Annotated in this window: 7 protein-coding genes; 6 read left to right on the plus strand and 1 reads right to left on the minus strand. The window is 68.3% G+C overall.

Going from position 1 to position 6,437, the window contains the following annotated elements:
- Both JMF86_RS21005 and JMF86_RS21010 read left to right on the plus strand, forming a co-directional pair.
- Nucleotides 1-757: IclR family transcriptional regulator (locus tag JMF86_RS21005; RefSeq protein ID WP_201317134.1), on the plus strand; the 757-nt coding region annotated here is incomplete at its 5' end.
- Between the two features lie 232 nt (nt 758-989).
- On the plus strand, nt 990-1,133 hold the full coding sequence (locus JMF86_RS21010) for a hypothetical protein (RefSeq protein WP_227746104.1): 144 nt from the start codon (nt 990-992) through the stop codon (nt 1,131-1,133).
- Between the two features lie 422 nt (nt 1,134-1,555).
- Here the strand turns inward: JMF86_RS21010 and JMF86_RS21015 are convergent, their stop codons facing one another.
- Nucleotides 1,556-2,038 carry an Lrp/AsnC family transcriptional regulator gene (locus JMF86_RS21015; protein ID WP_006479115.1) on the minus strand — a complete coding sequence of 161 codons (483 nt, stop codon included), beginning with the start codon at nt 2,036-2,038 and terminating at the stop codon, nt 1,556-1,558.
- A 284-nt stretch (nt 2,039-2,322) separates the two neighbouring features.
- Here JMF86_RS21015 and JMF86_RS21020 point away from each other — a divergent pair, with 284 nt between their 5' ends.
- The 4 genes from JMF86_RS21020 to JMF86_RS21035 form a co-directional block, all read left to right on the plus strand.
- Complete coding sequence (locus JMF86_RS21020) at nt 2,323-2,979, plus strand: LysE family translocator (protein ID WP_011547783.1); 657 nt, start codon at nt 2,323-2,325, stop codon at nt 2,977-2,979.
- Between the two features lie 122 nt (nt 2,980-3,101).
- A complete protein-coding gene (gene kch / locus JMF86_RS21025; protein ID WP_011547784.1) occupies nt 3,102-4,277 on the plus strand; it encodes a voltage-gated potassium channel protein in 1,176 nt (391 codons plus the stop codon).
- Between the two features lie 61 nt (nt 4,278-4,338).
- Nucleotides 4,339-4,770, plus strand: a complete 432-nt coding sequence (locus JMF86_RS21030; protein ID WP_006479118.1) for a YqaA family protein — start codon at nt 4,339-4,341, stop codon at nt 4,768-4,770.
- Nucleotides 4,771-4,908: 138 nt separating this feature from the next.
- The coding region (locus tag JMF86_RS21035) for a methyl-accepting chemotaxis protein (RefSeq protein WP_201317135.1) at nt 4,909-6,437 on the plus strand (1,529 nt) is incomplete at its 3' end.

Here is a 6,437-nt window from a genome sequence, read left to right on the forward strand (position 1 = left end):
GCGCGGCATCAATGCACTCGACAGCACCGGCGACCTGCTGCTCGCGCTGGTGTCGGCGGGCCGCGCGCTGCCGCTGCGCGATCTCGCGACGGCGGCCGGCATGCCCGCCGCGAAGGCGTTTCCGCATCTGGTCAGCCTGCAGAAGATCGGCCTGCTGAGCCGCGACGACGCCGGCTGCTTCGACGGCGGGCCGCTCGCGCAGGCGCTCGGCCTGATCGCGATGCAGCGCGTGTCGCCGACGCGCGACGCGGAAGCCGAGATCGTCGCGCTCGCCGGCGCGACCGACATGAGCGTGGCCGCCGCGACGCTCGGCCCGCTCGGGCCGACCGTGATCCGGCTCGAGGAATCGGCGCGGCCGCAGCACGTGAGCCTGCAGGTCGGCACCGTGATGTCGCTCGTCAATACGGCGATCGGCCGGATTTTCGCGTCCGGCATGTCCGACGACGTGCTGGCCGACTTGCTCGCCAACGAGCCGGTGCGCCTCGCCGGCGCGCCCGTCGCACCGGACGACGCGGCCTTCCGCTCACGGCTCGCGGCGATCCGCGCGGACGAGCTCGATTTCGCGTTCGACGCGCCGGTGCCCGGCATCGGGACGATTGCCGCGCCCGTGTTCGATCACACCGGCAGCATCCGGCTCGTGATCGCGATCATCGGTTCGTCGCGCGGCTTCCCGCGCGGGCCCGACAGCGAGCTGGCGCAGACGCTGCGGGCCGCGACGCGGCGGCTGTCGTGGCGCTTCGGGTGGATCGGCCGCTAATCGCGCCCTTTTCCCCAACGTACGTTCGAATCCCTTTCTTTCTGCCCGCGAGGCCGCGCCGGCACGGCCTCGTCACGTCTATCCGACCCGCCCGGGCGACCAATATTCATGTTGCGCAGCAGCAACATAAATTGTCAGTAATTCTCATATAACGAAATCGCATTTCACAAGGCGAGGTCGTTTCGCTATGATTAGGGTTATCCCTAACTCGCCACCTCTATGGGGCTTCGTCATGCAAACGTCTAATTTCTCCGATCGTTCCACCCAATCCACTGGCTGGCTCGCACGTGTTGGCGAGCTGCTGGCGGAAGCCTGGGCACTGCACCTCGAGAACTGCGAAGTCATCGCTGAAGCACACGCGCGCCTGCCGCGCTGAGCGGACTGCCGGCCGCCTGATCCCCTTGTCCTGACGCGCGCCGACAGCGGCTATTGCGCCGGGCACCGGGCGGTCGCGCCGGTCAGAGAGCAAGAAGCCGGGCTCGTCCCGGCCGAATACCCTCGCTGCGTGGCGAGCGTTTCAAGATCGTCTCGACGCCGTGTTTCAGGCCGATACTGGCGCCAATTCATGCGTATTGGCGCGGATGGCTATCAGTCAGGTTGTCTGGGCATGCAGCCATTTCCGGCCAGCGCGCGATTACGCCCGGCCATCGCCGACGGAAGATTCATCCGTTTTTGTGTGCCCGCGGGCCGTTTCCCTGGCGAGCCTTCCGTGCCGGCCGTTCACCGGTTGCCTCCGCACCCGCGCCACATCGCACGCACTGCCGTTTCAACGCCGGCCGCGCTCCTCGTCTCTCCCCGTCACACCTGAATCGAAGGCACATCCTTCATGCACCGCAGCGCGAACATCGAACGGCTGTGGCGGATGCTCGAGATCCGGTACAGCTTTTCGCGCAGGAAGCGTTCGTAGCCGGCCGTGCCGTCCACCGCGACCTTGATCCAGTAGTCGTACTCGCCCGACACCAGATACGCCTCGAGCACCTCCGGCAGCGCCGCCAGTTCGGCGCCGAAGCGCGCCAGTGCGTCGTCTTCATGGCGATCGAGCGTGACTTCGAGGATCACGATGTCCGCGTAGCCGAGCTTGCGCTGGTTGACCAGCGCGACATAGCCGTCGATGTAGCCGTCGAGTTCGAGTTGCCGCGTGCGGTTCCAGCAGGCGGTGGTCGACATGCCGATCTGTTCGGCCAGTTCGGCGTTCGACAGACGCGCATTTTTCTGCAATGCACCCAGGATCTTGCGGTCCTGATTGTCGAGCGTTTTGGGCGTGCGTTCACGGGTAGCCATGGCGAGAAGAATCTTCTACTGAAAATCGGCATTCTATCTGAACAGGATTCCGGTTTCAGGGCCGTTTCACTGGAAAACAGGAAGCCTTTTAACCGGGCCGCTTGATACATTTTCTCCATGCCTGCTGCCCGGCACGCTCCCCGCGACCACCCCTCGCAACGGAACGCACGGCCGCAATCACGAGTTGCGGTGCCGGCCGGCAGACATGCGATTCCCCGCCGCCCGCACGCCCATCCGACCGCGTGCGGGGCCGGTGCCTGCCTCCCCGCTCTTGCCCGTCCGTCATGTCGTTCAAGCTTTATCTGTCGTTCCTCGCTGCTTCCGTCGTCCTCATCTACGCGCCCGGCCCCGTCAACCTGCTCACGATGAACCAGGCGTTGCGCACCGGTTGGCGCCGCGCGCTGCCGTGCGTCTGGGGCGGCACGCTCGCCGTGCTGCTGCAACTCGCGCTGACCGCGCTGTGCCTCAATTCGCTGGTCCACCTCGATGAACACGCCCTGACCGTGCTGCGCTGGGCCGGCGCCGCGTATCTCGTCTGGCTCGGCGGCAAGCAATGGCTGAGCCGCACGCCGGCCGGCGCGGCCGCGGCGCCCGCCGAGACCGACGCAGGAACGGCCATCGCCGCGCCGGACGCCGACTCCGGACGCGCGCTGTTCTGGCGCGGCGTCGCGACTTCCGGGCTGAATCCGAAGACGCTGCTGTTCTTTCCGTCGTTCTTTCCGCAGTTCATCAGCCCGAACGCCGACTGGAGCCTGAACCTTCAATACCTGCTGCTCGCCGCGACGTTCGCGCTGCTGTTCGCGGGCGGCGTCGCATCGATGGCGCTGTTCTCGCACCGGCTGAGCCGCGCGTTGCAGCGGCCGGCGCGGATGCGTGCGATGAACCGCGTGACGGGCGGGCTGCTCGTCGGGATGGGCGCGATCATGGTCGGCTGGAACTGAACGGCCGCGCGGACGGGCTGCGTCGGCGCCGCTGCCAGGCGCCTCGAAAAAGCAGCCGGGCGCCGAATGCTTTAGGGTAGCGCCTGGTTCGTTGGACATGCCCGGGCCCGCCGGGCGACTGAATGAAGCACGTCACATCCCGCCTGCGGCGCCTGTTCGCGCCGATCGGCCTGCACTGGTATCTCGCCCTCCTGCTTGCGCTCGATGCGCTCATGGTGCTGCGCCCCGTCGTCGAGCACGCGCGGCTCGGTCTGCACCGCGCGTGGCTCGCCGATGCACTGAACCTCGTCGACAACATGGGGCTCGTCGTGCTGCCGCAGGTGGTCGTCGCGGCCGGCCTCGCGACGATGGCCATCGGCATCGTGCTGCGTGCCCGCGTCGCGTGGGTGTTGTCGATCCTGCTGCTGGTGGCGGCCGCCGCAATCAGCGTGCTCGGCGGCTATCGCAGCCACGCGGTGTTCGTCTATACGGCCGTGCTGGTCGTCGCGCTGCTGTACTACTGGCGGCACTTCGATCGCGCGAGCGTGGCCGCCAGCGGCCTGTTCGCGTTGCTGAGCATCGTGTCGCTGCTGATCTACGCCACTTTCGGCGTGCTCTATCTCGGCGACGAATTCACGCCGCCCGTCCACGATCTCGCCACCGCCGTCTATTTCTCGATCGTGTCGATGTCGACCGTCGGCTACGGCGACATCGTGCCGCACGCGCCGACCGCGCGCCTGTTCACCGCATCGGTGATCGTGCTCGGCATCACGGTGTTCGCGACGTCGATCAGCGCGGTCGTCGGCCCGGTGATCGGCGGCAATCTGAAACGGATCGTCAAGGGAGGTATTTCGAACGTGATCCGCAAGCATCATTTCCTAATCGTCGGCGCGACACCCGTCGCGCATGCGGTGCACGACGGGCTGCGCAAGCGCGGCTACGCGGTGACCGTCGTCGTGCCGGCCGGCGTCGAGCACAACTATCCGGCGGCGACCGACCTGATCGTCGGCGATGCGACCGACCATGCGGTGCTGGAAAGCGCCGGCGCGGCGACCGCGCGCGCGGTGCTCGCGCTGCGCTCGGATGACGCCGAAAACGCGTTCATCATCCTCGCGATCCGCGAGATCGCGCCGTCGGTGCGCACGGTCGCGCTCGTGAACCAGCAGCGCAACCTCGAGCGGCTGCGGCTGTTGAAGCCCGACATGGTGTTCTCGCCGCAGCAGCTCGCGGGCGAACTGCTCGCCAGCACGCTCAACGACGAACCGGTCGACAAGTCGATGATCTCGCACCTGCTGTTCGGCACGACGGATGCCGTGTGAGATCGTGAGCCGGTGACCGCGTGACCGGGGCCGGCCGCCGCACGGCCGGTACAATCGCGCGATGTCCGAATTGCTCACTTACGGCGGCCTGTTCGCCGTGTCGATGGTCGCCGCGACCCTGTTGCCGCTCCAGTCCGAAGCCGTGCTCGCCGGCCTGCTGCTCGCCGGACGCGAACCCGTGTGGGCGCTGGTGCTGGTCGCGAGCGTCGGCAACGTCGCCGGCTCGGCGATCAACTGGGCGCTCGGCCGCGGCATCGAGCATTTTCGCGAGCGCCGCTGGTTTCCGGTCAAGCCGTCCGCGCTCGCGCGCGCCGAGCGCTGGTACGCACGCTACGGCCGCTGGTCGCTGCTGCTGAGCTGGGCGCCGGTGATCGGCGATCCGCTGACGATGATCGCCGGCGTGCTGCGCGAGCCGCTGCCGACCTTTCTCGCGATCGTGACGATCGCGAAAGTCGGCCGCTATCTGGCCGTCGCGTGGCTCGTCATGCACTGACCCTCGCTTCCCCTTCGCCCGCCTGCGGGCCGTGATCCGCGACATCCGCTAAAGATTTCGCGAAAGTTGCCGTATTAACGGGACCACGAGCGGTGACGCGTGCGTTCCGCCTCCTCTCACTCCCACTCAGGATGTCTCATGAGAATGACCCAATTGGGCCGAGTGAGCGTCGGCGCGCGTCTGGCCGCGCTGGCGTGCGCGCTCGTCGCCCTGCTGTTTACCGTGTTCGCGTGGACCCTCGCCCATTTCGCCGGCCAGCAGCTCGCCGATGAAGCGCATAAGCGGATCGACGACAAGGAGCAGTCGATCCGCGCGATGGTCGACCTGTTCGACAAGGCGTTGACCGCCGAAGCCAACCGCTCGATGTCGCTGTTCGCGAGTTTCCTGCCGGCCGATTTCTCGCTCGACCCGGCGCGCACCGTCGACATCGGCGGCGTGGCCGCGCCGACCCTGCTCGCGGGCGGCCAGCCGCTCGACCTCGACTACTCGATTCCCGACCAGTTCCTGAAGAAAAGCGGCGCGATCGCGACGATCTTCGCGCGCGACGGCGACGATTTCGTGCGCATCACGACGTCGCTGAAGAAGCAGGACGGCGCGCGCGCCGTCGGCACCAAGCTCGACCGCGCCGGCCCCGCGTATGCGCCGCTGGTCGCCGGGCGCAGCTACACGGGCCTCGCGAAGCTGTTCGGCCGGTCGTACATCACGCAGTACAAGCCGGTGACCGACGCGACCGGCCGCGTGATCGGCGCGCTGTTCGTCGGCCTCGACATCGGCGCCGAGCTCAAGCTCGTCGAGGACGGCATCCGTGCGCTGAAGATCGGCGACAACGGCTACTACTTCGTGCTCGATGCGTCGCAAGGCCCGTCGCGCGGCACCTTCGTCGTGCATCCCGATGCGGCCGGCCAGCGTGCCGACGACACGCGCGCCCCCTACGCGCAGATGCTCGCGGCGGCCCAGGGCCGGCTCGCGTATACGTCGACCGACCCGGCCGCGCACGACGCCGGGCCGACCGCGAAATTCGTGTCGTTCACGACGATTCCGCAGTGGCAATGGCTCGTCGGCGGGATCGCGCTCGACGACGAGCTGCTGGCCACCATGCGCGCCACCCGCAACCGCTTCCTGATGATCGGCGCCGTGCTCGTCGCAGCGTTCGCGACGCTGTTCGTCATCGTCGTGCGGCGCGTGGTGAGCCGGCCGCTGGAAGCCGCCGCCCGCGCGTCCGAGCGCTATGCGGCGGGCGATCTCAGCGTGCGCATCCGCGACGGCGCGGCCGCGCACGGCAGCGCGGGCAACGACGAGATCGGCCGGCTCGTGCAGGCGGTCGACGGGATCGGCGACGGCCTCGCGCGGATCGTCGCGCAAGTGCGCAACGGCGCGGCCGACATCGCGCACGGCACGGTCGGCATCGCGGCCGGCAGCAGCGACATCGCCGCGCGGATCGCGACGCAGGCCAGCAGCGTCGAACAGACGGCCGCCAGCATGGAGCAGATCACCGCCGCCGTGCAGCAGAGCGCCGAGCATGCGGCGCAAGCCAACGCGCTGGTCGCGGATGCGTCGGCCGCCGCGACGAACGGCGACGCCGCGGTGCAGCGCGTGGTCGCGACGATGGACGACATCGGCCGCGCGACGCGCCGGATCGCCGAGATCACCGGCGCGATCGAAGGCAT

The organism is Burkholderia sp. E168m15 (assembly GCF_016586105.1).
GTDB classification, from domain to species: domain Bacteria; phylum Pseudomonadota; class Gammaproteobacteria; order Burkholderiales; family Burkholderiaceae; genus Burkholderia; species Burkholderia orbicola.